This window comes from Photobacterium sagamiensis, from assembly GCF_050337085.1.
GTDB lineage: Bacteria > Pseudomonadota > Gammaproteobacteria > Enterobacterales > Vibrionaceae > Photobacterium > Photobacterium sagamiensis.
Map to the genome: position 1 here is coordinate 1 of NZ_JAKJSP010000013.1, position 24,497 is coordinate 24,497.

A 24,497-nucleotide genomic window follows, 5' to 3' on the forward strand; every position below is an offset into this window, starting at 1 on the left:
AAGTATCTCAATAATGGTATTGAGTCCGATCACGCCCCCATCAAGAAGCTTGTTGTAGCCACCGGCGGTTTCAAAATACGAAAGCGGGCCTGGTCAACCATCCAGGGATTCGAATCATTACGGATGTTGAACAAAGGTCAGTTTGATTTTTGGTTACGTCATGATGAACGTGAAACCCTTGTGCGGGAGAGATCCGCCTTCATGAATCGTTTATTCAATGTTGAAGTGATTTACTCGTAACTTTAAGCCAATGACTGGCTAGATCTGCCTTATCTGATTATTTGCAACACTCCCCTTATTCATATCAAATCCTTTTCTTATTTAGTTTTAGTTAACTACGCTAACTGTTGAAGGTGTGCTGATCCCACTTACATCTTGAGATGCTTCAACTGCACTCGAACTTCCACCTCCACTATTACAGGCAGTTAGTGCAAAACTAATCGTGACTAAACATAACAGGCGCTTTATTAATCTCATGACACTTCCTCTGTAAAACACGTCAAACATTCGCTTGGTTGTATATAACTAAGCGCAATCTTTCTTAATTAATAATTATGAGTCTTTCGGTGGTGATTGATTTCATATGCATACGTATAAAATCAATCTGATCTATATATAAAACTTATCCGCATTATAGACAGCCAATAAAATAAAATCTCGATATTTTCGAGTGAATATTTAAAGCTTGTTCACAAAAAATGAAATATAAATACCTTTTTAATTGATCGTCAAAATAATAACCTGGCATGTCATTTTATTGACGTGTGGATATATTTGTTAATACTGATTAAATAGACATTTAACTCTAAATAAATGGAAGGTTCAATTCCATGGAAATAATTCATCACAAATGTGTCGTGCTTAAGTCGTTGATTTTTGATGTTATTTCAGTGTCCGCCGTGACGGTGATTGCTTTGGTATCATGTACTTACATTCAATGTAATATATTGTTTGGCATGTTTATCGGCGGGGTGATAAATGGATTACGTAATCAGTAATAAAGTAAATAATCTATTTATACATTGCAGTGGTTAAAAATACGTCGAGTTATGGCTCTAAATAAAACACACGGATTTGTATTTTCTAAACACGACTATGATGTTATTGGATACAATGTTCATTTATGTTTGATATTAATGTTTAGTGATAAAAATGATGGGATTATTAAACGATGTTGATTTTCTTGTTCCCTCGATATCGACTCACTCGAGGCGATCAAGTGCATTGTTTGCGTTGTTAATACTCTTTTAAATACCGTTCCGAATAGATATCTGATCTATCTCCATTTTTTACCAAGTTCATCCAGGCCCGCGGCTCCCAGATCATCGGGTGTCATAGCAATTCGAAATTTGCAGTCTGCATTAAACATCAGGAAAAAGGGTTCTGCGTAGTTCGGGATCTCGGATGACTCACTGATATTTATGATAAGTACAGCGCTACGGGTACCATTTTGTTCTGTAAAGTATGCACATTCCGGCTTTAAGTTTTCCAGTATCTGGTTAAGGATTTCTCCAGCTTTTCCATCACGCACTAAAGAGTTGAAAGGTTCATGAGGAAAGTCTACATTCAATAGCATTTTCATATAGTTAAGCTCATTGATGAATTAATGTATGCGAACATCAATGCTCGATTATTCACGAGGCTGATCAACGTCTGCCGATTGGTATTATATTAGACGAAATTTGACCGACTATAGTGACTATGACTGATAGGGTGGTAAAAATAGGAAGTTCATGCATTGAAAATGCTGTATATCGTTCACTTGACGATGGGATTTACATGAGTGCATAAAAAGCCCATCAGAAATGGGCTTATATGTTCGGATCGCGTTACGGGTGTGATGTAAAATAGGCTTGTTTACCACTTAGCCATACGATTATTGACCTGATGGGTATTGAATTCATCAGGATCAACCAAACCGTCATTATTTTGGTCAATTACATCGAACTTGTTGGTTTGATTTTGATTCTTCATCATACGCCCTTCAGCTTTTCGTTCGCTTATCCTTTGTTGACGGAATTGTTCGAACTCTGTTGGGCTAATGGCTTGGTCCTGGTTGAGGTCAATTTGGCTGAACTGAGGCATATTGCTGTTCAATTGCATACCGCTGTTCTTCGCTGCCAAACTTGCACCAGATATCAGGCTAAGACCAATAAAAGCAATAATGGTGATTTTTGTGTTCATCATGGTAGCCTCCTTCGTTCTTGCTCATCTATAGAGTACTACTTTATAGGTATACTGGTGTCAGGCTATGTAATGTTATGTAAAAGCGATAGGGGGAGCTCATAATCCCCCCATGTTTGGTAGGTATTATTACGCTAGGACAGTGATTTAAACAGGCCCTAGTACTTCATCACAGAAGTTTTGATGAGTTCAATCACCACACTTCGTCATTCCGTAAAGTGAGGCACGAACTTATACGGAATCTAAAGCGCACACAGTAAGAACTGGATCCCGGATATTTCGTTCCTCAATTCCGGGATGACATGTTTAGGTGTTTCAACTATTCATAATTTATGTGAAAGGGCCCTGGCTTATTGACAGAGATCCAATTCATTGTGGATCAGTACCACACACTGTGAGGCAAACAGCATCTTTGGCCCCAAGCTGATCTTTTTTGCTCCCAGTCGCTTCAAACTGTTAAAGCTCTTTTTTGGCATAGGGATATGATCTGTAAGTAAAAAGCAGGGATTGCCTTCGAATTCCTGTTCGCGAATAGAGGTGCCTTTTTTGTCCATCATATATAGCTGATAGTCTTCTGCCAGCTCTTGTACGAGTTTTTCAAAGCTGATGGTACGTACGGTGATACCGGGCTCTATGTTACGCTCTTGCTCTTTGCTCATCCCCTTAGAGATGTCTAATGCCCTGGCGACCTTATTCAACAGTGCTTGCTCGTGAAAACCGCCGATATTACTGATCTCATTAGAGCTAAAGCTAATGGTGCGGGAAAAGTCCTGAGTGCTTTCCAGTACCAAGTGAACAATGACATCATCGCGGTGTGATTGCGCCACAAAGATAGTGTTCATCAGGGTGTGAGCCAAAATTTCGGTGTGGGCCTCTTGACCAACTGACGCCAATAATTGCTGACTGTCAGTAGGAGCGGATCTGGCTCGTAATACAAAGGCGCGCATAGATGAATGTCCTACATGTTAGAGTCTTGCACTTGTATAAGTGCTTATGCTTGTGGTTTTAGTCACCACGTATCTCGGCGGGCCATTATCACAGCTTTAGCGGGTTATGTAACTGTGATATCCCAATTTCACCAAATAAAAGCAAAAGGTATCCTTGAAAATTCCTTATAGCGGATCAGAAGCTATCCCATTTCTTCGTCATTAGGCCTTTATATTTATCAATATAATTGATGGTCACTAGGGGGGGCTGGGAATTACTTGCTGAGTGGTTTCTCCTTTACACTAATTTAAAGAAGAAAGGGAGCAGCGCCAAAATTAGCCTACGATAAATTTTTGGCGCACTTTTACTCTGTCATATTAGAAGTTTGCCAGAAAATACGGGATCATCAGGGCATTTACTAAGTCGATAAAGAAGGCGCAAACCAGCGGCACGATGATAAAGGCCTGGTGGGAATTACCGTAGCGCTGAGAAACTGCAGACATGTTTGCCATGGCTGTTGGGGTAGAGCCTAGTGAGATACCGCCAAAACCAGCACAAACCACCGCAGCATCATAGTTTTTTCCCATCATCGGGAAGACTATAAAGATGTTTACCGATATGGCAACAATGAACTGTGCGGCCAGAATGGCAAAGATAGGGCCAGCCAGATCGACCAGTGTCCATAGTTGCATACTCATTAGAGACATGGCGAGAAACGTGCCGAGGGAAATCTCTGCAATTAGTGCAACGGCAGGTTTGCGTGAGGGCCACTTGGTACCCGTCAGGCGAGGGAATGAGTCAGGAACAAGGTTGGTGATGACTATTCCGGCAAACAAGCAGGTGACAAATAGGGGAAGCTGCAAACCAAATTGAGATATCGCTTCATTTAAGAGAAAACCAAAAATAATACAGGTATGAATAGAAAAAATGGCATCGAGAAAATCAAATCCGTTTATTTTGTTCTCTTGTTGATCATCAGACACACCGACGTCTAATTGTTCATGCTCCTTTGGTTTCAATTGATGTCGAGTGACCAGGAACTTGGCAATCGGACCGCCCATCAAACTGGCGAGGATCAGCCCAAAGGTCGCACTGGCAATACCGATTTCCATGGCGTTGGGTAGTCCGAAATCTTCTGCGATGCGCGGTGCCCAGGCTATGGCTGTACCGTGACCGCCTATCAGTGAGACGCTGCCGCCCAGTAATCCAACTGGAGTGTCGAGGCCAAACAGTCTAGCGACGCTAATGCCAGTCAGGTTCTGCAGTATCATGTAGGCGATGGTTATAACCAGTAATATGATCAGCGGCCTTCCGCCTTTTACGAGATCGCTCAAACTGGCGTTAATACCAATGGTGGTAAAGAAATACACCAGCAACAAATCGCGGGCGGCGAGGTCAAATTCTATTTCGACTGAGGTGGTGGAGTAGACCAGTGCAATGATCAGGGAAAATAAAATTCCACCGGTTACTGGCTCGGGAATACTGAATTCTCGTAAGGGGGCAAAGAGGTTATTGAGGCGGCGGCCAATGAACAACACCAGAATACCAATGGTGACGGCAAAAAAAGCATTGAAGTGCAACACACCCTCACTTAGAACTAATCCCATTCGTGCTCCCTAAACATCCTGTTATTAAGAGATGTTACAATTCTGTGTTATCGATCAGGTAATCTACGGTCAAAATTGGTTGTTGTCCCCACTAAACTTGGCTCAAAAATCTCAGATATCAAGTAATTTCTGCATGTTAAGGGGCAGATTACGCTTTATGACCGGAAAAATAGCTGTGGGCATTATGGTTTTGTAAAGAGGCGTTACGTGATTTTTGATTATGTGTCAGTGTGTTACTGATGGATAGGCGTAAAAGTGATGAAGAAAGCCTCCGACATGCGGAGGCTTTGAATGATTATATTTACTTATTCAGTGCCTTAGTGATAATAATATCTTGCTCGATTAGGCGCTTATCGTCATCGTTAGTCGCTGCCATTAACTGAGCTTCTAGCTTGGCCACATAAGCATTGAATACGGCTTTATCGCTGAACACTTTGTCTTTCACGTTGATAGACGCAATGTTGGTGTAGCGGCCGTCTATACTGACGGGAACAGAGATTTCCCCGGTGTTAATCAGGCCTTTTATGATTTCACGCTGTTTTTCATAGCCTTCCAGGCCACTCAAATGCCAGCGATTCATTGGTTTACCCTGGTAAACACCGCCCTTTACTTCTGACAGGTAGCGGATAGTCAGATTACGAATGGTGCCGGCTTCTTCGCCGAATTTTTCTTCGGTATCAAAGAGCACCGGGAATTTACGACCTTCCAGTACACCGCCATTTTTAGTCAGGTGACCCATGCGGTAGCTGTTCATACCAATTTTAATCGGTGTGCTGTCGGTGATCATCTTCCCATCGGCAAATTTTAGCTCTTTAATACGTTTGCCTGCAGGCTCGGTTAAATCAATGGTGTAGGTAACGCCGGCAAAGAAGTCGTTCGTTGAGTATTTTGACGAGCGACGCTCCGGGTTGAAGCTGTAAGTCACGTCGCCGTCTTTCACGCTGTTGAAGTAACCCGCCGACCATTCCATGTAGGTCTTCAGCTCTTTACCCGTCAGTTCATATACAGTGATTTCACCGCCAGCATATTGGTAGTTGTAGGCAATATCTTTAGCCTTGATTTGACCAACATCCAGCTCCGCTTTGTTGTTGTCGATTTGCAGGGCAATCACATTCGCCATTGGCGCGTAGTACATGCTGGCTTCCTGGAACAAAGCACTGATCCCAGTGTCTTGAATGTGTACCTGCGGAATGCCTTTGATTTCATTTTCTGGTACCAGATCGACACCTTTCAGCTCAGCAACAACACGATTGGCATTTTCACGCAAGCGTTTATGGTAAGGCGCATACAGCTCTTCCATTTTTTCATCAGAGGTCACGCCCTTGATCTTGTAGGTGTAGCTATCTTTGTTCACGAGGGTGAATTTGCCTGCTTTCTCTTCAAACTGCAGATCGATTCGGGAAAGGGCACGGGCATATTTGTCGGGTTCTGTAATGATCACGCCATTCACAACAGCCTTATCGATGCGGGTATGCATGTGACCTGCGACAATGGCATCCAGCTCTGGGTTGGCTTCGGCAATGTCACGAACACCAGTTGCTTCAATGTTGTTTTCATTATCTAATCCCATGTGTGCGACGAGCACGATGGCATCCACTTTGCTGTCAATTTGCTTGATGACTTTCTTCACTTCCAGTGACGGGTTAGTGAAAGTCATGCCTTCTAGGCGGTTTGTGCCTTCAGCAAAGACTTGGGTCATCGGGGTATCCATACCAATCACACCAATTTTCACGCCATTTCTTTCAATAATAGTGTGAGAGGGCAGAAATGGATTGCCATCGGCGCGCGTGATATTTCCCGCCAGAGACTGGCCGTTAAACTGTGAGAGTGAACGGTTAAGCACTTTTAACCCGAAGTCGAATTCATGGTTACCCAGCACCCAAACGTCATAGGCCATTTCGTTAAAGCCCTGCATCATCGGGTCGACAGGTTCATCTTTGAAGGTTTCAACAAAGTTACCCTGAATGGTGTCACCTGCATCAACCAATATGACGTTAGATTGCTCGGTACGGATATTTTTCACTTTAGTGGCAATCTGGCTCAGGCTGCCGCGCATATTGAGTTTGTCACTGGCGTAGTCCCAAGGCATGAAGTGACCGTGAATGTCAGAGGTTCCGAGAACAGTGACATCAACAATATCGCCATCAGCGGCTATTGTTGGGCCGGCCATCGCAAGAAAAATAGCGGAGGCTAAAATTCGTTTTTTCATCGGAGACTCTCTTTTCTAATAGGTTAATTATTCGGGCATATTAGGCATTATAAACAGACACTTATCCAGCCATGATCACGGTTATATGTAATAAGGCTGATCTATTTAGTGAATTGTGAGAGGTACCGCAAGATTGATATAGTTCGAGCAAGGGTAATTAGATTTGATTATTTGCCTTATCAATGTGTTGTGGTGGAGGTGGATGCTGAATCTACTCATTTTTGTACCGATTGGTATAAGGTTTCTTCATCTGATATGAAGGGAAGATCACAGATTAATATCATCGGCATTTTCCTTCTTTAATACTCTTTTTATTGTGCTTCCTGACATAATGAAATCGTTGCGGTACTAAATCGTGCTTGTTATTGGTATGAGAGGCTTTACAATCAGCACATCAAAAATCCCGTTCTTTTATGAACCTTTAGAATGTGACCGACAGAATACGATGAATAGAAAGAAAAAAGTAAACGAGATCCTTAACAAAAGATTAAAAAAATCCAATGCGAAATTACATAGCAGTAATAAACCGCGTTACATTTCTAAAGCTGAACGAGCAAAAATGGAATTAGAAGCAGCACAACAAGCGCCAGAGCATGGTGTTGCTGCTACAGAAGAGCAAGCGACTGCGGATGTGGTTGCCGAAGAGTCTGACGCTAAAGAGTGATAATCATGTCCTCTGAATTAAGAGCGCATATTAATAGTAAACACCATGAAAAGGCGTTAGATAACGTCTTTTTTTATGGGTTTTCAGTAGCTTTAATAAGGGATGAAACTGAGTATTGATGGTACTTAGCAGCGATATCCTGTAGGCTACACGCCCTCCCGCCGTCGAGGCGGTCTAAACTGTGAAAAATAATGACAAGAGATGATCTTATGAGCTTTGCCTCTCTGGGCCTATCTGCCCCAATCCTTGAAGCTGTAGCTAAACAAGGCTACGACACACCTTCGCCTATCCAGGCTCAGGCGATTCCTGCTGTGATCGAAGGTAAGGATGTAATGGCAGCGGCCCAAACCGGCACTGGTAAGACAGCAGGTTTCACACTTCCTGTTTTAGAGCGTTTATCAAACGGTCAACGTGTTAAACCGAATCAGGTGCGTGCGCTAATTCTTACTCCAACGCGTGAACTGGCAGCTCAGGTCGCTGAAAGTGTTGCTTTATACGGGAAGAATCTGCCTTTAAGCTCTGCAGTTGTATTTGGTGGCGTTAAAATTAACCCTCAAATGACGAGATTGCGTAAAGGTGCTGATGTACTGGTGGCAACACCAGGTCGCTTACTTGATCTGTATAACCAGAATGCAGTGAAATTTAGCCAGTTAGAAGTACTGGTTTTGGATGAAGCTGACCGCATGTTAGACATGGGCTTTATCCGTGATATCCGTAAAATCTTAGCGGTACTGCCTAAGCAGCGTCAGAACCTGCTTTTCTCTGCGACATTCTCTGATGAAATTCGTCAGCTGGCGAAAGGCCTGGTTAATAACCCGGTTGAAATTTCTGTTAGCCCGCGTAATGCAACGGCACCAACAGTAAAACAGTGGATTTGCCCGGTAGATAAGAACAAAAAACCAAACCTATTAACCAAGTTATTAAAAGAGAATAACTGGGGTCAGGTACTGGTATTTACCAAAACCAAGCACGGTGCTAACCGTCTGGCGACTCACCTTGAAGGTCGCGGTATTAAATCTGCTGCAATCCATGGTAATAAGAGCCAGGGTGCACGTACTAAAGCACTGGCTAACTTCAAGAGTGGCGAGATTCAAGTATTGGTTGCGACTGATATTGCGGCGCGCGGTCTGGATATCGATCAACTACCACAAGTGGTTAACTTCGAATTACCGCATGTAGCTGAAGATTATGTTCACCGTATTGGTCGTACAGGTCGTGCGGGTTGTGAAGGTCAGGCCGTTTCTCTTGTCTGTGCTGATGAATTCAAAGATCTGGCTGCAATTGAACGTTTGATCAAACAAGTACTGCCTCGTGAACTTGTTGATGGCTTTCAGCCAGTGAACAAGTTACCTGAGTCACGTTTAGATACGCGTTCGATTAAGCCGAATAAACCGAAGAAACCAAAAGTTGATCATCGCGATGGTCAGCGCTCTGGCGAAAATGCAAAAGGCCACAAGCCTCAGGGCAAAAACAGGCGTCATACGGGCGGTCAGAATAAGCCTGCGGGTCAATCTGGTGATGGTGCGAAGCCTGCGCAGAGACGCTCTCGTCCTCAGACCAACGGGTAATAACCTGAATTATTTTAAAAAGCCGACCTTGAGTCGGCTTTTTTGATCTGGTTTGATATTAGCTTAGCGGTTTATGCCCACCTTAATTTTCTCACTTCGTTACCTAGTTCAGGCTGACAGGGGATATTGCAGGCCAATATCAGAGATATGCCAGCCATCACAGCGCCTGCAAAAAATACACTTGCGGGTGAGGCCAGCCAGAGCAAACCAAAAGTTACGGGTATCACAACCGCGGCAATATGATTAATGGTAAATGCGACACCAGCGGTAGAGGCAATATCTGCCGGATCAGCAATTTTCTGAAAATAGGTCTTGATGGCTAGTGCCAGAGCAAAAAACAGATGGTCGATAACGTATAACCCGGCAGCCCATTGCGCGGAATCTACAACGGCATATCCTACAAAAACCAGTATTAATCCAACATATTCAAATATAAGTGCTTTTCGCTCGCCAACTTTGCCTATGATTCGTCCGATTTTCTTTGCAAATAACCAGTTAAACAGATAGTTAATCAAAAACAAAAGCGTAATATCAGCGGCAGAATAACCAAACTTCTCAACCATTAGAAAGCCAGCAAACACGGTAAATATTTGTCTTCTGGCACCACTCATAAAAGTGAGAGCGTAATAGAGCCAATACCTTTTACGTAAAATAAGCTTCTTATGTTGTACGGTTTTAGCTTCAAATGATGGAAAGCCTAACCAGATGAAGATAACTAAGCCGAAGGATACGGATCCGGCTATCAGGTAAACCCACTTAAAGTCCAATGCCAACTGTTCTAATAGAACCCAAAGGCTGGCATAGGTGATGAGTGAGGCTAAGGCACCGATTGAAATCAGGTTGCCCAGAACTTCGGGCGCTTGTTCTTTTGATAGCCACTGCAATGACAGGGACTGTTTCAGGGTTTCGAAGTAATGAAAGCCAACTGACATAAGCAAGGTTGTGCAAAGCAGCCCTGCAACTGAGGGGAAAAACCCTGTGATTGCAACGCCTATGGCTAACATAGCTAACGAGAGCGCAATGAACTTCTGCTCCCTGATAAACAACAGCACAAATACTGCAGTAAACGCCAGAAAGCCAGGGATTTCCCGCACGCTTTGTAATAGTCCTATTTCTGCACCGGTAAAAGCCGCTTTATCAACTACAAAGTTATTGAGCAAAGCCTGCCAGCTGGCAAAGGCGATAGGTACGACGATAGAGATAAGGATCAGAAATGTTTGTGGCGTTTGCCAGGATTTATTCTGCACTGCCGTATTCATGGGGTGTCCTAAACAGCTATAGATTTGATGATCTTTAGACTATCAAGTATGTTTGTGGCGTGCTTTCGATAAAAGGCCAAATTATGTCGCAAAGAAGACAACCTGAAGTAAAAGCTGGCCTCTCGCAGAGAAGCTCTAATTCGCAGATAGCTGAAGCGGGCGACAAACGTGTATTGGCTCGGCAAGTGGATATGTTATCCGGGCACCAAGGAGAATTTCATAGCCACATCTGGTATCAGCTTATGTATGCATCTGAAGGAGTCTTACACGTAGAAGCTAATGGTCAGACTATGGTGGTGCCGCCACAAAGAGCCGTTTGGTTACCACCAGAATGTGTACACAGGGCGTTTGCACCGGCAGGGGCAAAATTTAGAAGTTTGTACTTTCGACCGGATCAAGCTGAATGTCTAGGTTATTCCTGCCAGGTATTTAGTATCACGAATTTGATCCGTGAGCTGATATTGGCAGTGGTTGAACGTTGTGATATCGATGTTCAATGGCAGCAAGAAGACTTTAATTTGTTGGCTGTACTTTTAGATCAGCTCAGTGCTCGACCTCAGACCTCACTTTCTTTGCTGATGCCGAAAGACTCCAGGTTAAGTGTGTTGGTGAAAACGTTGCAACATAACCCGGAAAACGATCTGGATATGCAAGAGTGGGCGGCCAAACTGGGGGTGTCTAGCCGGACTTTAACCAGGATCTTTGTATCTGATACAGGCATGGGCTTTAGAGAATGGCGTCAAAAGTTAAGGTTGCTGCATTCACTGACTTTGCTCGATCAAGGCATGCCAGTGACTCAGGTGGCATTGGATGTGGGCTATACTTCCCCCTCTGCTTTTACTCACGCTTTCCAGAAGTTTTTCAACTGCTCACCCAGGGATTATTTCGTTCAGTGAAAAGTATCACTCTAGCTAATGTCAAAGCTATAAACAAAGTAATAAGACTTGGTATGTTCACAGCTGTGTTCATACCATCAGGTCGCTCAGGGTTGGCTTTGATGGCCAGAGCTTCCAGAGCAGAGTAAATAGTATATTAAATGCTAGCGCTGCGTTTAATCAGTTCAGCCACGCGCTTTCCCGAAATCACTGCACCTTCATGTAAACCATCATAGAGATAAGCACCGGCATGGTAGGTGTGGTTTTTGCCATTGTTTGCAATAACATCATTACGGTAATGAAGTGCATCGACAGTATACAGGGGCGTATGGTGCTCAAAGGTTTGGACGATATTTTCTTCCGCGATCAAACCGTCGATATTGTACGCCAGGTGGTATTGTTGCCCGGAGGACAATCCACAGATTCGGTTTAAGCAGGCGTTATAACCCCAACCCTCTTCGGTCTGGAAAAAATCAAATTCCGAAGGCTTTCTTATGCCATAACGTTTGTAGACCAGAGGGTCGCTATGCACAACGGTCTTGGCAATATTTTCCCGCCACGGGCCAAAATAACGCAATTCCTCCTCCGTGGGATCTGACAACAGTTTTAGAACCTGATCAGGAGGAACCGCAAAAACAAGTTTATCAAAGTGTTCCTCTTTGTTATCCGTCAAAGAGACTGTTACACCCTCATTATCGCGGGTTATACCGCTTATGTTTGCGTTGAGTACAACTTCGCCCTTTAATACGCTTTCAATCTTTTCGATGTAACGATAAACACCACCTTTGATTCGTTTCCAGTCGGCCCACATGTAGCTACGTAAGATGTAAATAGCCAGCTCTGCCGGCACTTTCTTTATTTGTTTGTAGGGAATAGAGTAACAATACATGGTAAGAAGTTTTAGCCAGGTATTTTTAACCCGCTTTTCCTTCACATAGTCTGAAAAGGGTTTGTCATGAAGCTGTGAGGACGGCTTGAAATAGACCCTCAACCATAACCACGTAGCCGACAGATAAACAGAAGCAACTTTAAGCAACTCCAGTAAGGAGGCTAAGCCGTGGGTATTTCCGGCAATCACTGTGGTAGAAAGATAACGTTTAGCATCACGATGGAACAGGGCCGAGCCTACTTTCAGAGGCTCGAGTTCTATGTCAAGCTCTTCCATTAACGCAAGAAAATGAGTGAATTTACTGGAAAACTCTACCACACCGCCCTCCAGTACAACGGAAGGATCAAGATTTTCCACGTTAACATTTCTGTTTAGGGTGCGGATATTCCCCCCCAGTATGGCCTGTTTTTCATAGACAGTTACCGAATAGCCATATTTGCTCAGATAATACGCCGCAACCATGCCACTCGCACCGCCTCCAACGATCGCTATCTTCATCGTAATATATTCTCCCTATAAGCCCCTTTTTAACTCGTTCTATGCTCTTTCTAAAGTATCCGATCACCCGACAGTCTTTGATAAAGTTTCGCCCCAGTCCAAAAAGTACCGGCAAAACCGGCATAACCGGATGAGGCATTACAAAAATAGAAATTCTTTAGCGAACTGTTATGGTTCAACCTGCCTAGGTTGAAATTACCGGGCGTCATGGAGGAACCATAGGAGTTTCCCTGGGGGCACCAACAAAAACGCTCATTGGTTGTCGGGCTACCGGTTACTTTAAAGGCCAGGTGTTTTCTAAAGTCAGGTACATAATTTTCTTCGACGGTAAGAATCATCGCATCTAAAATTTCATTTTTCTTTCTTCTATAAGCGCGCTTATCAGTTGCTTTCAATTGTTTGAAATAGCTGTAGTCAGCAACGGTCAGAAACTCAATTATCTGTTGCCCTTGCGGTCGGTCCGAACTGTCTGATGTTAAAAATCCGGGCGTTGAAATCGCAAAGCTGAGGGCGGAATAGTCGTGCTGTTTATACATTGCATCAAAGGCGGCATTCAGATCTCGACTGCCAGCATGGAAGATATTCCACTTGCCAAAACCGTAGTCTTGCAAATCAATATCCTTTACCACGCAGTAAGCCATAAAATTTGAGGGGGAGTAGGGATAATCCAGCCGTTTACGAAGCAAAGAAGAAAATTTTTCCATACCGATTATTGCCGCTGCTTTTTTCGGGTCCATATTGCAAATGGTGCGTTTGCCCTGATAGCGTTTTGTCTCACCCGAAAGCAGGTCTTTTGCTTCAACCGCCACTACGCTCTTTTTATTGAGAATGAAGTTATCCACTTGCTGGTTATAGATAATCTCACCGCCGTTGTTCTCAATGGTTTTTACCAGTGAGTTAATCACATGCTCGTAGTGTCTGGTGGGATAATAAGCGCCCTTTTGATAGCCGGTAAATAGCAAAACCCAGGCATAAAAAGAAAGCTGATTGGGTGGAAGTAAAAAATCAGGCCATTGCAGGGCCAGCAATGTTTGTGCCTCTTGCGGTAATTGATGTCGATCAAAAACCTCCTGCAATGTACATTGCATATTTTTAAGCGCAGAAACTGTTTTGCCAATATTTCTGATAATTTGTGTATGTGCTTCACTGGAGGATAGCGCCTCCAAGCCATGTGCGGTACGCCATACCTCATCGATAAACGCAGCACAATTGTTAGCATGGCTAGGAAAAAGCGCGGCTAGCCGACTGACCAGCAGATCTGCGTCGTAGGGAATATCCAGGGCATAACCCGGCATACGCATATGATCGAAGCCGTTCGCATCAAAAGATTCAAAGGTGACCTGTTTTTCAAGTTCGAGTTTCTTGAGAACGCGGTTAACCGTTTGCCCCTCACCACAGTTCCAGACATAGTGAAGCTGGGCATTGAATTTGTAACGTTTGCCCATGGGAAAGGTATGGCCGAAACCTCCGGGGTATTCATGTGCCTCAAGAACAAGCACCTTGCTGCCAGCTTTAGCGCTCAGTGCTCCGAACACCAATGCTGATAAACCACTACCGACAATCAAGTAGTCCGCATCCATTATCGACTCCATTCTGGTAGAGAGGGCAATGTCAAAGGTTAGAGCTTTTATTCTGCCCTTTTTATTTGATTTTTTTATGTTTAGACTGATTGTATATCTAGTGTAGTGCGCAATGGATCAGGCGGCAAATCAGTGTGAGCGAAATTTTTTTTGGACATATCTCGCACAACACAAGACCATACAGGGGATTGTGTTCGCTGGCCGTATCACCCAATGCCAAAGATCTCCCGCAGCAGATAACCCGTAAGGAAAGCAATACTTGCCGCTGTCCCGCCTGTCAGTAGCGTACGTAATCCGGAAATAAGTACGGGCTTAGCAAAGACGAGACTTTTTAGCATGCCGATAGAAAAAAACATGATTGCGGCAAAACAGGCGCTGAGAATAAATTGTTGTTGCATGTCCAATGCCGGGATAAGAAATGGTATTAATGGCATCGCCCCTACAATTAGGAATGCCGCAAAGGTTGTTATGGCCGACTTCCAAGGATTTGGCGTGGTTTTCTGTATTCCGTGCTCTTCCGTGAGCATGGTTTCTACCCACAGATGTCGATCCTGGCTAATTGTCTCCACAATCTCTTCAAGAATTTTGCCGTTAAAGCCTTTCTTTTTAAAAATTTGGCGAATTTCCTCTCGCTCTCCCTCGGGGATTTCATCGATATGACTTTCTTCTGATCTTCGTATATCTTCGGTAAATTCCTGTTGTGCCTTGATGGATTCATAATTGCTTATAGCCATGCTGAATCCGTCCGCAAAGAGATTGGCAAACCCCAGCACTAAAGCCACCGATGAAGAAAACCCCGCGCCAACGGCCCCCGATACAACGGCAAAGGTGGTGACGCACCCGTCAATTCCGCCAAGCACCGCATCAGAGATATTCTGCGATTTTGGAGCCTGTTTCAGGCGTTGTTCTATAGCGTCCGGGTGATGTTCTCGTACAAGATCTTCATTAGTGGTCTTCTTCATTCTGAAATTCCCAACAATGAGTTATTAATAGCTTATACCAATCGGGACAATAGTCTGGTTATTCAGGTATAGCTGCCACAGTTTCGAGTCTTATTTCTTTTTCATGGTAAATCGCCACTTTAGCTAGAATTAATAGCACAAGCGTCAGATGAGAAGTGCGATGGGTGATAATCTTGAATCATGCGAAAAAGTTGTGGTGCTGGGTATCCCTGTCCCTGGCTTTGATAATTGCATTGAATCCCTTGAACAATGGGATGCCACTGTAAGGCCATCATTATTAGTAAATGTAGAACCTGATCATCAAGATGAGGTGTTGTTATCCATTCGTAGTGATTTGAGCCGCTATCTTCAGCCTGTGTTTTGTGTCAGCAAAAGTAAGTTATCAGATGTGCTGGCTGATGGCATGCAGGATGACATCTTTCGCCGTTTACCGACCATGCTGGAAAGGCTCGCTTTACTCACCGTTCAGACCCATTCAGAACCGCTAGATATGCTGGCCTGGTTCAGCTGGCCCCGTACACATTTCAAGTTAATTCCTGTCTGGTCTGCCGTTTATCAGAAAGGTTATCGTTACCCGTTACTGGATTGCTTAGCCGGCGCAGATGCCGGTAGCGTACTGGCTCGATCTGTTGAGCATCAATTGCTTGAAATTGATTCACTCCTCGATCGCATCCGCCTTTGTCGTCATTGCCATAGCGAACGGCTGAATTATGTCGATGTCTGCCCGGAATGCAGTGATATCGATATTGTGCTTAAACCCGGGGTACATTGCTTCGTCTGTGGTTATGTTGATGATCAGGAGGCCTTTGTGCCTCAGGGCATCATGAAATGCCCAAAATGCTCAACCACCTTGCGGCATATTGGTGTCGACTACGATCGTCCTCTGGAGCGTTTCAGTTGCCATGCATGCCATACTCGTTTTATTGAGGCTGATGTAAAAGTGCGTTGTCATGATTGTGGCAGTCTGCAAACTCCGGATGAGCTTGCTGCGACGCCTATCCATATATATCGAACTGGCAATTTGGCTCGGCAGATCGCCCTGGAAGGTTCACATTTACTTCACCTGCCTCTGACCTGGGGAAATCCGGTTTCACCGGATAACTTCCCCTGGTTGTTACAATGGAACAGTGCCTTACTGAGCCGTCATGGTGGAGAGCACACGGTAATGGCCATCTTGCTAGGTAATTTACCTGAAATAAAAGTAGAGCTAGGCTTGTTACAAGTCCAGGAGCGGATCCGGGAGTTGATAAAACGGCTGCAGAACATCTTCAGAGATACGGATGTTGTATGCCAGTATGCAGATGATTTATTGCTATTGTTACTGCCCAATACAACGACTGGCGTCTGGACGGTATTGAAACAACGTATTCTTGAACTAACGACCATAGAAGGGCTCGATAGCCTGCAATTAGACGTGTACGTGAAATCATTGCCGCTTCAGGCTGAGGATGATACCGGAGAATGGCTAAAAGAATGGTTGTCTGAGGCAGTGTTGCATGTATGACTGGTGGCAAACAGTAATCTACATTCTGATGGACGTTGAACGGAGTGTGCGACAAGCTCCTTCAGTTCTGGCTATGTTGCTGCCAATGTTACTGGTTTTTGAAGTCCCTTTGATGATGTTGACTCTGGCGGGAATTTTGAAATGGTTTTCACGCCAGAATCAGGTTCGACCCAAAGTTGAGCGACGCCGGCTGCCGAACGTTTCATGTATTATTACCTGTTATGCCGAGGGGGAAGCTATTTATTCAACCATCGAAACGTTAAAGGAGCAGTTGTATTCAGGGCAGATAGAGATCATTGCGGTTATCGACGGGGCAAAGCAAAACGCCAATACTTACCAGGCTGCGCTGGCTTGTGTGGAGGGTTTCAATGGTTATGCTAATCGGAGGTTGGTACTGCTACCAAAATGGCAACGCGGTGGCCGGGTATCGACATTGAATTCCGGTCTCGCGGTAGCGACAGGCGACATCATTATTAATGTCGATGGGGACACCTCATTTGATAACAATATGGTGGATGAGATTGTTGCGTGTTTTGATGATCCGCATGTACCCGCTGTCGGAGGGGCGCTCAGAGTACGAAATCTGAAAAATGGGATATTAACTCGAATGCAGGGTATTGAGTATATGATCTCAATGCATGGCGGAAAAACCGGGCTCAGTGAGTGGAACCTTATTAATAACATTTCCGGGGCATTCGGTGCTTTTCGTAGTGATTTTCTACGCAATATCGGCGGTTGGGACACCCATACAGCAGAAGATCTGGACCTGACCATTCGTATTAAACACTATTTAAAACGACACCCTGAACTGAGGATCGGCTTCGCTCCTCATGCGATTGGTCATACCGATGCCCCTGATACGGTTATTTCTCTGGCAAACCAGAGATTACGCTGGGACGGCGATTTATTGTTTCTATATCTTCGTAAGCATATTTTTTCGCTAACCCCCAGAATACTGGGCTGGAAAACATTTATTTACACCATGTTATTTGGTGTCGGACAAAATGTCGTATTGCCATTACTGGTAACGATCTATACATGGTGGCTTATTTTCAGTTATCCCTATGAAGTTGTATCGGCACTTTTCTTCGGTCTTTATCTGATTTATTTACTCTTATCAGTGGTCAATTTCTTGGTATTTATTCTGGCCGTATCTGAGCGACCGGGGCAAGACGTTAAACTGTTTTTCTGGCTTGCGCTGTTCCCGATTTACACGCTGATTATACGAATGTGGGCTGCTGTTGCATTGTTGAATGAAATCTTCAGGCGAGCACATGAAGAGAGCGGGATGGCACCATGGTGGGTACTTAAACGAGGTAAGCGATTTTAATGAAAATCACTTTCAACTCCCCTAAAAAGCAGGATGCAACAAAAGATGAAGGGATAAGGGTGTTGTATGCACCGGCTAAACGTGCTGCTTTTCGCGCACGCTGGTATTTGATTTTGATACTTACTTTTAGCCCGGTTCTGTTCTTGCTCTGGTTTTTAGGCCGTGACTGGTTCATCACGACGGCGCCGGGTATTGTTACGACAGATCCGCAGTTAATTGTCGCCACTGGCGAGGGCCAGGTCGACAAGCTTTATGTCAGTATTGGAGAGAGTATTGAAGAGGGGACTCCGTTAATGACGGTTCACTCGCCATCGCTTCGGGCTGCCGTTGCCGAGCGTCGGTATCAGTTATCACAACTGAAATTAGACAAGAAAAAATATAACACGGAAAAGATGACGGCATTAAATGAAGGAATTCGTATTGCCGGGGAAGGAGAGCGCTTACAAGAAGGTATTTTTGATGAATATCGTAAGTATAAAAAGAAAAACATGGTTTCAAGTGCTGATTATGCGACGGTGTTGCTAACAAGAACCCAGGCGCAGATAAACTATCAGCAGGCGAAGGAACGTAAAATCGACGAATTGAGGAAACTGGAAGAGAGTGCGTTGACGGGGCCGCAGGAAATGGCCCGTAATGCGCTGAAGCGTGAACTTGCAGAAATGGAAAGTCGCATTACTCAGCTACAACCCGTTGCTTTTTCTGCGGGAAGAATTGTAGATATTCTGGTCAAGCCCGGAGACTGGGTATTTGAAGGTACACCTTTATCTCTACTTTCTAATTCAGATACCCCCCATATCAACGCTTATGTTATGCCTCAATATATCGAAGAAGTGCAGCAAGGGGAGCATGCTGTCATCAAATTCTCCAGCGGAGAAACGTTTGATGCCATTGTCGGCAGGGAAGTTGAACTTGCAGATAAGATCCCACCTCAATTAGCGGGGCCTTTTGAAGGGCAAAAAAGTATGTTGAAAGTGAAATTAACACTGGAGGAAGAGTTACCGGAAAAATTGAAAGTAGAAGGCCTTCCGGTAACCGTTGTTTTTAATTAAGTGTCGTCCATTTAACCTACTATTAAACTCAGTTCACATTAATGAAACTCAAGACTATAAATCCCGTTAATCTTTTCTATAGATAACATGAGTATTACTTTTTTAGTCTGAGTGATAGCCCACGTATTAAGGTGAAAGTTATGTTCAGGATGAGCTTACTATTTATTGTGTTTACCTTATTTCCTCTGCATACCTTTGCCAATGAGGTTATTGATGCTGGTAAAAGTCCTGCAAACATAACAGCGAAAGAGATCATTCGTCAGGCGATGAACCACTGGCGGGGGATCAGTTCGTACTCGCAAATGAGCATGACTATCCATCGGCCCGGTTGGCAACGCGTTATGACAATGCAGGCCTGGACTCAGGGCGATAAACACTCTCTGGTTCGTGTCATTGAGCCCAAAAAAGACGCTGGTAATGCGACGCTACTCAAAGACAATAATATGTGGACCTTCTCGCCCAAGGTTAACCGGGTGATCAAAATCCCCTCATCGATGATGAACCAAAGCTGGATGGGCAGTGACTTCTCTAATAAGGACATCAGTAAATCAACCGAGATCCTTGAGCAATATGAACATCAGTTAAAGCAAGTGTTTAAGCAGGATGGTCATACCGTCTATGTGATCATCGCCATTCCCAATGAAGATGCCGCTGTCGTCTGGGGCAAAGAAATCCTCTATGTGCGTGACGATTTTGTACTGCTTGAGGAGCAGTTTTGGGATCAGGACGGAAAACTGGTTAAGACCATGAAAGCGCTGGAGGTGGCTAAGCTTGGCGGCAGAATGCTGGCAACGCGATTACGCATGAATAATCATGAAAAGCCAGATGAATGGACCGAAATGGCGACAAAAAGTGCAGAGTTTGATATCGCGTTAAATGCTCATGTCTTTACCCTCTCTAACCTGCGTAATCCAAGATGAGTATTGAGCTACGCCTTGCCTGGCGGAATCTATGGCGACACAAAAGACGGACCTGGATAACGGTTTCGGCGATGGTGTTTTCCAATATTCTGCTGGTGTTTATGCTGTCGCTGCAAGTCGGGACCTATCAAATGATGATAGATAACTCATTAAGCCTGTTCAGTGGCCATTTACAGATCCAGCATAGCCAATACCTCGACACCCCAAAGTTAAGATACGATATTGAAAACCCGCAGCAGTTAACCAAACAATTGCGAACTCAGTTAGGTACTGATGCCATTGCCAGTCGAGCGGCTACTTTCTCTTTAGTTTCCAGTGACGAGCGTTCTTTCGGCGTTCAGGTGATCGGTGTCGAGCCTGAGTACGATATTTATACTTCTAATCTTGCGGGTTTGATCAAACAGGGCCGTTATCTTTCGGGCAACGACAGTGAAGAGTTGATTTTGGGCAGTACGTTAGCACGTAACCTCAAGGTCGGGATCGGGGATGAGATTACGATACTTGGCTCTGGGCGCGATGGTTCATTTGCGGCAGGGATCGTAACCGTTGCCGGTATCTTCCATACCTCAATGGCGGAATTAGATCGCAGCGTGGTGCAAGTGCCTCTGGGCTATTTTCAGTCTTTGTACAGCAGTGCGGAGCGTGCTAACTATATTGTTATTAACACGCCTGATGCGCTGGCACTTAGTCACTGGAAACAACAAATCCAAAGCTTGCTGACCGATAAGGCACAATTGCTAGTACGAGAATGGGATGAAATACAACCGGGGATCCGCCAGGCAATACTGGCCGATATCTCCGGAGCTGTCTTTATGTATGGCGTGTTAATTCTGCTGGTCGCTTTTTCTGTGATGAACACGCAATTAATGTCGGTACTTGAGCGCACCAGGGAATTCGGTACGGTAATGGCGTTAGGGTTGCGCCCTGGCAAGCTGACTCGTCTTATTCTTATTGAAACATCTCTGATGGCGGTATTGGGGCTGATCATTGGTGTAGCCCTTGGCATGGCACTGACATTCTATTTTCAATATACGGGGCTTTCCTATCCGGGCATGGAGGAGATGTCGGCAAAATTCAATTTGCCTGATCGCATGTATCCCAGCTTAAGCTTCATTTCGGTTCTAGCCGGTCCGGTTCTGGTGATGGTGGGATCAATACTGGCCGCGATTTATCCGGCATTCAGGATCCGTCGCATGGATCCGATTGAGGCGATGAGATCGGTATGATGATGTTCTCTGCACATGTTGCGTTTACTCTGGCCTGGCGAAATCTCTGGCGTAACTACCGTCGGACTCTGATCATGTTATTTGCCATCTGTTTGGGTGTGTGGGCCATGATTTTTATGACCGCACTGTCCAGGGGGATGGTTGATGGCATGGTTCGAGATGGTATCCGCAATCTGCCCGGGCACGTGCAGGTTCACCATCCTGATTATCTGGATGATCCCAGTGTCGTTAATAGTTTTGCCGAGCCCGATGCCCGCTTTCTTAAGGCACTGCAAGCCCCCGAAGTGACAGGCTGGGCGATGCGGGTAAAGGTTCCTGCCGTCATTTCCAGCGAACGAGATACTCGTGGTATCACCTTGTTAGGTGTTGATGCTAAATCTGAATTGCAGATAAGCTTTGATATTCAGGACATGGTCGCAGGTGAGTTTCTCCATGAAGAGAATAGTCGAGGTGTTGTTGTCGGGGCCAAGCTGGTTGAAAAATTGGAAACCAGACTGGGTAAACGCATTGTCATCATGACTCAGGATCCGGATAACAACATTGTCGACAGAGGCTTTGTTATTTCTGGTGTATACCGATCCGATATTCCCGGTTATGAAGAACTCTATGTTTATGCTGACAGGCGGTTAATACAGAAAATGTTGGCTATTGAACAGAAGATCTCTGAAATTGCCATCACAGGAACAGATTATCGGGACAATACTCGCCTTAAAGAGGCTATTAGCGCATCAGCGCCCGCAAATTTGCAAGTTCAAACATGGAAAGAACGAGACAATTACCTGGCGACCATGGTGGATGTGATGGATGGTTTCATTCTGGTGTGGATTATCGTTATTTTTCTGGCGCTTTCGTTTGGCTTAATCAACACCCTGATCATGGCGGTATTTGAGCGCGTGCGGGAAATTGGACTGATGCGAGCCTTGGGGATGCGGGGTTCAAGTGTATTGCTGATTATCTTACTGGAGTCCTTGCTATTGTTGTTGCTGGGCTTAGCGGTAGGTAATTTGACCGCGTTGGCGAGCATATTTTTGATTAAAGACGGCATTGATGTGTCAGCGGTGGCGGAAGGGATGGCCATGTTTGGAGCTGGCACGGTACTGTATCCGGCATTGGAGTTATCTGATTTGGTGCTGGCTAATGTTGTGGTGATTATTCTGGGATTATTAACCTGCTTATATCCTGCCTGGCGGGCGTCTCGCTATGATCCTATTGTCGCTTTGAATAAGCATTAATCAGGAAAAACGAATGAGTGAAATTACCTGTAGCAATGTCAGTAAAACCTTTATTCAGGGTGATGCTCAAATAAAAGGTCTGGATAACGTTAGCCTGACCATAGATAAAGGCGAGTTTGTCTGCCTCTCCGGCCCGTCGGGCTCTGGCAAAACAACGTTACTCAATACCTTGGGTGGCTTGCTTTCGCCCGATCAGGGGGAGATCTCCATCGGCAATGAAAATATGACCAGCCTTAATAAAGACGCCTTAGCGGATATGCGATTACATCGGATTGGTTTTGTCTTTCAGTCTTATAATTTGATCCCGGTGTTATCAGCCCGAGAGAATGTAGAGTTTGTTATGCAAGTGCAGGGCATAGCAGCGAACGAGCGGCAACAAAAGGCTATAGCTATGCTCAAAGAAGTCGGGCTTGAAGGGATGGAGAACCGTCGGCCCTCTGAACTTTCTGGAGGACAGCAACAGCGAGTGGCGGTCGCTCGTGCAATTGTCAGTAATCCGGCGTTAATTCTGGCCGATGAGCCGACGGCAAATCTGGATTCCCATACAGCGGAAAATTTAATGGGGTTGTTAGAAACGCTAAACCATAAACATCAAATTACCCTGGTGTTAGCCACGCATGATCCTCGTATAATGAACTATGCTCGCAGGCAGATAAAAATGGAAGACGGCAAGATCATTGCCGACTATCCGACCAGTATGGCACCCGACGAACCGATGGCCGCGCAATCATGAAACCTGGCGGGGTGGGTTACATTGTCACTTCCATGGCGCTACTATGTTCAGTTGCCTCTGCCGAGGAGCTGGATTTTTCCTGGCACGGTCACCTCAAAGGTCAGCTTAATTATCAGACTTACCCTAGTGACAGTTTGATAAATCAATTGGGTTATAACGATACACTGGATATTAATAGTGATACTCGTCTTGGCTTAGACAGCAGTATGGGAGCCTGGAAACTGAATGTGGATTATCAGTTCATCACTCTGGCAGGTGATAGCTATGAGCTTGCCCAACGTTTACCCACTAATCCACTGTTACCAGCCAGAGAAATCAATGATGACCATCGTTTATTCGACCTCACCCATGTCATCACAACACAAGATCGCCATGCACTCGTTCAGCGACTCGATCGGCTCAACGTAAGTTACCATTTTGATAACCTGGTACTCAAAGCAGGCCGACAAGCCATCAGTTGGGGCAACGGACTTATCTATGCCCCGATGGACTTTTTCAATCCGTTTTCCCCCGCGTCAGTAGATAAAGAATATAAATCAGGGGACGATCTATTGTATGGCCAATACCTGACAGAGAGTGGTGATGATGTGCAATTTGTCTGGGTTGGCAGAAGGGATGAGCAGGGCAACGTCTCATCGAATGTTGATTCTTTAGCTGTTAAGTATCATAGCTTTGGTGAAGAGTCTGAATGGGATTTCCTGCTGGCTGAGCACTTTGAAGATGATGTGGCCGGGCTGGGTTTTGTTTCTAACATAGGTAGCGCTGTCTGGCGCAGCGATGTAACACTGACCAGAACGACAGATAAAAATGTCTGGAGCTTTGTCAGCAACTGGTCTTATTCCTGGATGTGGGCAGATAAGAACATGAGCGCTATTGCGGAATATTACTATAACGGCTTTGGTCAGACCGGAGGCAATTACTCAGCCGCCGCGCTGGCAAATAACCCTGCATTATTAAGCCGGCTTGAACGCGGCGAGCTGTATACGTTAGGAAGGCATTACCTGGCGTCTTCGCTGACCATTGAGATGTCACCGCTCTGGTTGCTGCTCCCCAGCGCCTTTGTTAATGTCTCTGACACATCAGCGTTATTTCAAGTTATTAGCCAACATGATATCGAGCAGGATTTGCAGCTGTTGCTTGCTTTTAATCTGCCAGTGGGGGCTAAAGGCACCGAGTTTGGCGGTGTTGAGGTTAGCTGCGAACTTGCAGGCGATAGTCAGACCTGTAACCTGGCGACCGATCTGAGTTTACAAGCCCAGATAGCCTGGTATTTTTAGTGGC

The 24,497-nt window shown here is 44.9% G+C and carries 22 protein-coding genes; 13 read left to right on the forward strand and 9 right to left on the reverse strand.

The features are described from left to right. Together L4D76_RS03635 and L4D76_RS03640 are read left to right on the forward strand one after the other, a co-directional pair. Window positions 1–240: DDE-type integrase/transposase/recombinase (locus L4D76_RS03635; RefSeq protein WP_428439577.1), on the forward strand; the 240-nt coding region annotated here is incomplete at its 5' end. 590 nt (window positions 241–830) lie between these two features. After that, complete coding sequence (locus tag L4D76_RS03640) at window positions 831–998, forward strand: hypothetical protein (protein ID WP_428439578.1); 168 nt, start codon at window positions 831–833, stop codon at window positions 996–998. Between the two features lie 278 nt (window positions 999–1,276). On the opposite strand, the gene L4D76_RS03645 is transcribed toward L4D76_RS03640, so the two are convergent. From L4D76_RS03645 to L4D76_RS03665, 5 genes are all read right to left on the reverse strand, one after another. Beyond that, a complete protein-coding gene (locus L4D76_RS03645) occupies window positions 1,277–1,582 on the reverse strand; it encodes a panthothenate synthetase (protein WP_428439579.1) in 306 nt (101 codons plus the stop codon). A gap of 275 nt (window positions 1,583–1,857) precedes the next feature. Continuing rightward, complete coding sequence (locus tag L4D76_RS03650) at window positions 1,858–2,187, reverse strand: EF-hand domain-containing protein (RefSeq protein WP_428439580.1); 330 nt, start codon at window positions 2,185–2,187, stop codon at window positions 1,858–1,860. A gap of 347 nt (window positions 2,188–2,534) precedes the next feature. Continuing rightward, entirely contained in the window at window positions 2,535–3,131 is a 597-nt protein-coding gene (gene trmY / locus L4D76_RS03655) for a tRNA (pseudouridine(54)-N(1))-methyltransferase TrmY (RefSeq protein WP_428439581.1), read from the reverse strand. A gap of 357 nt (window positions 3,132–3,488) precedes the next feature. Continuing rightward, a complete protein-coding gene (gene gltS / locus L4D76_RS03660; protein ID WP_428439582.1) occupies window positions 3,489–4,718 on the reverse strand; it encodes a sodium/glutamate symporter in 1,230 nt (409 codons plus the stop codon). A 301-nt stretch (window positions 4,719–5,019) separates the two neighbouring features. After that, on the reverse strand, window positions 5,020–6,927 hold the full coding sequence (locus L4D76_RS03665) for a bifunctional metallophosphatase/5'-nucleotidase (protein ID WP_428439583.1): 1,908 nt from the start codon (window positions 6,925–6,927) through the stop codon (window positions 5,020–5,022). Window positions 6,928–7,282: 355 nt separating this feature from the next. Between L4D76_RS03665 and L4D76_RS03670 the strand changes: the two genes are divergently transcribed. Both L4D76_RS03670 and L4D76_RS03675 read left to right on the forward strand, forming a co-directional pair. Beyond that, window positions 7,283–7,591 carry a DUF2986 domain-containing protein gene (locus tag L4D76_RS03670; protein WP_428439584.1) on the forward strand — a complete coding sequence of 103 codons (309 nt, stop codon included), beginning with the start codon at window positions 7,283–7,285 and terminating at the stop codon, window positions 7,589–7,591. 209 nt (window positions 7,592–7,800) lie between these two features. Further along, window positions 7,801–9,159 carry a DEAD/DEAH box helicase gene (locus L4D76_RS03675; RefSeq protein ID WP_428439585.1) on the forward strand — a complete coding sequence of 453 codons (1,359 nt, stop codon included), beginning with the start codon at window positions 7,801–7,803 and terminating at the stop codon, window positions 9,157–9,159. A 71-nt stretch (window positions 9,160–9,230) separates the two neighbouring features. Here the strand turns inward: L4D76_RS03675 and L4D76_RS03680 are convergent, their stop codons facing one another. Further along, window positions 9,231–10,418, reverse strand: a complete 1,188-nt coding sequence (locus tag L4D76_RS03680) for an MFS transporter (RefSeq protein ID WP_428439586.1) — start codon at window positions 10,416–10,418, stop codon at window positions 9,231–9,233. An 83-nt stretch (window positions 10,419–10,501) separates the two neighbouring features. Between L4D76_RS03680 and L4D76_RS03685 the strand changes: the two genes are divergently transcribed. Next, window positions 10,502–11,314, forward strand: a complete 813-nt coding sequence (locus L4D76_RS03685; RefSeq protein ID WP_428439587.1) for an AraC family transcriptional regulator — start codon at window positions 10,502–10,504, stop codon at window positions 11,312–11,314. 136 nt (window positions 11,315–11,450) lie between these two features. On the opposite strand, the gene L4D76_RS03690 is transcribed toward L4D76_RS03685, so the two are convergent. The 3 genes from L4D76_RS03690 to L4D76_RS03700 all read right to left on the reverse strand — a co-directional run bounded on the left by L4D76_RS03690 (window position 11,451) and on the right by L4D76_RS03700 (window position 15,222). Continuing rightward, the gene (locus tag L4D76_RS03690) at window positions 11,451–12,680 is read right to left on the reverse strand and encodes an FAD-dependent oxidoreductase (RefSeq protein ID WP_428439588.1); all 1,230 of its coding nucleotides are present in this window, start codon (window positions 12,678–12,680) and stop codon (window positions 11,451–11,453) included. A gap of 50 nt (window positions 12,681–12,730) precedes the next feature. Continuing rightward, complete coding sequence (locus tag L4D76_RS03695) at window positions 12,731–14,260, reverse strand: phytoene desaturase family protein (RefSeq protein ID WP_428439589.1); 1,530 nt, start codon at window positions 14,258–14,260, stop codon at window positions 12,731–12,733. 206 nt (window positions 14,261–14,466) lie between these two features. After that, complete coding sequence (locus tag L4D76_RS03700) at window positions 14,467–15,222, reverse strand: VIT1/CCC1 transporter family protein (protein ID WP_428439590.1); 756 nt, start codon at window positions 15,220–15,222, stop codon at window positions 14,467–14,469. Window positions 15,223–15,382: 160 nt separating this feature from the next. Between L4D76_RS03700 and L4D76_RS03705 the strand changes: the two genes are divergently transcribed. From L4D76_RS03705 to L4D76_RS03740, 8 genes are all read left to right on the forward strand, one after another. Next, window positions 15,383–16,726: a TackOD1 domain-containing metal-binding protein gene (locus L4D76_RS03705; protein ID WP_428439591.1), complete on the forward strand. Its 1,344-nt coding sequence runs from the start codon at window positions 15,383–15,385 to the stop codon at window positions 16,724–16,726. Continuing rightward, entirely contained in the window at window positions 16,719–18,056 is a 1,338-nt protein-coding gene (locus tag L4D76_RS03710; RefSeq protein ID WP_428439592.1) for a glycosyltransferase family 2 protein, read from the forward strand. The genes L4D76_RS03705 and L4D76_RS03710 overlap by 8 nt, the downstream gene beginning before the upstream one ends. After that, on the forward strand, window positions 18,056–19,105 hold the full coding sequence (locus tag L4D76_RS03715) for an HlyD family secretion protein (protein WP_428439593.1): 1,050 nt from the start codon (window positions 18,056–18,058) through the stop codon (window positions 19,103–19,105). Before L4D76_RS03710 ends, L4D76_RS03715 begins: the two co-directional genes overlap by 1 nt. A gap of 140 nt (window positions 19,106–19,245) precedes the next feature. Then, on the forward strand, window positions 19,246–20,025 hold the full coding sequence (locus L4D76_RS03720) for an outer membrane lipoprotein-sorting protein (protein ID WP_428439594.1): 780 nt from the start codon (window positions 19,246–19,248) through the stop codon (window positions 20,023–20,025). Further along, window positions 20,022–21,251, forward strand: a complete 1,230-nt coding sequence (locus L4D76_RS03725; RefSeq protein WP_428439595.1) for an ABC transporter permease — start codon at window positions 20,022–20,024, stop codon at window positions 21,249–21,251. The genes L4D76_RS03720 and L4D76_RS03725 overlap by 4 nt, the downstream gene beginning before the upstream one ends. After that, window positions 21,248–22,483, forward strand: coding sequence for an ABC transporter permease (locus tag L4D76_RS03730; protein ID WP_428439596.1), 1,236 nt, complete (start codon window positions 21,248–21,250; stop codon window positions 22,481–22,483). Before L4D76_RS03725 ends, L4D76_RS03730 begins: the two co-directional genes overlap by 4 nt. Before the next feature lie 13 nt (window positions 22,484–22,496). Next, a complete protein-coding gene (locus L4D76_RS03735) occupies window positions 22,497–23,216 on the forward strand; it encodes an ABC transporter ATP-binding protein (protein ID WP_428439597.1) in 720 nt (239 codons plus the stop codon). Next, window positions 23,213–24,493, forward strand: coding sequence for a hypothetical protein (locus L4D76_RS03740; protein ID WP_428439598.1), 1,281 nt, complete (start codon window positions 23,213–23,215; stop codon window positions 24,491–24,493). Before L4D76_RS03735 ends, L4D76_RS03740 begins: the two co-directional genes overlap by 4 nt. Window positions 24,494–24,497 lie beyond the last annotated feature (4 nt).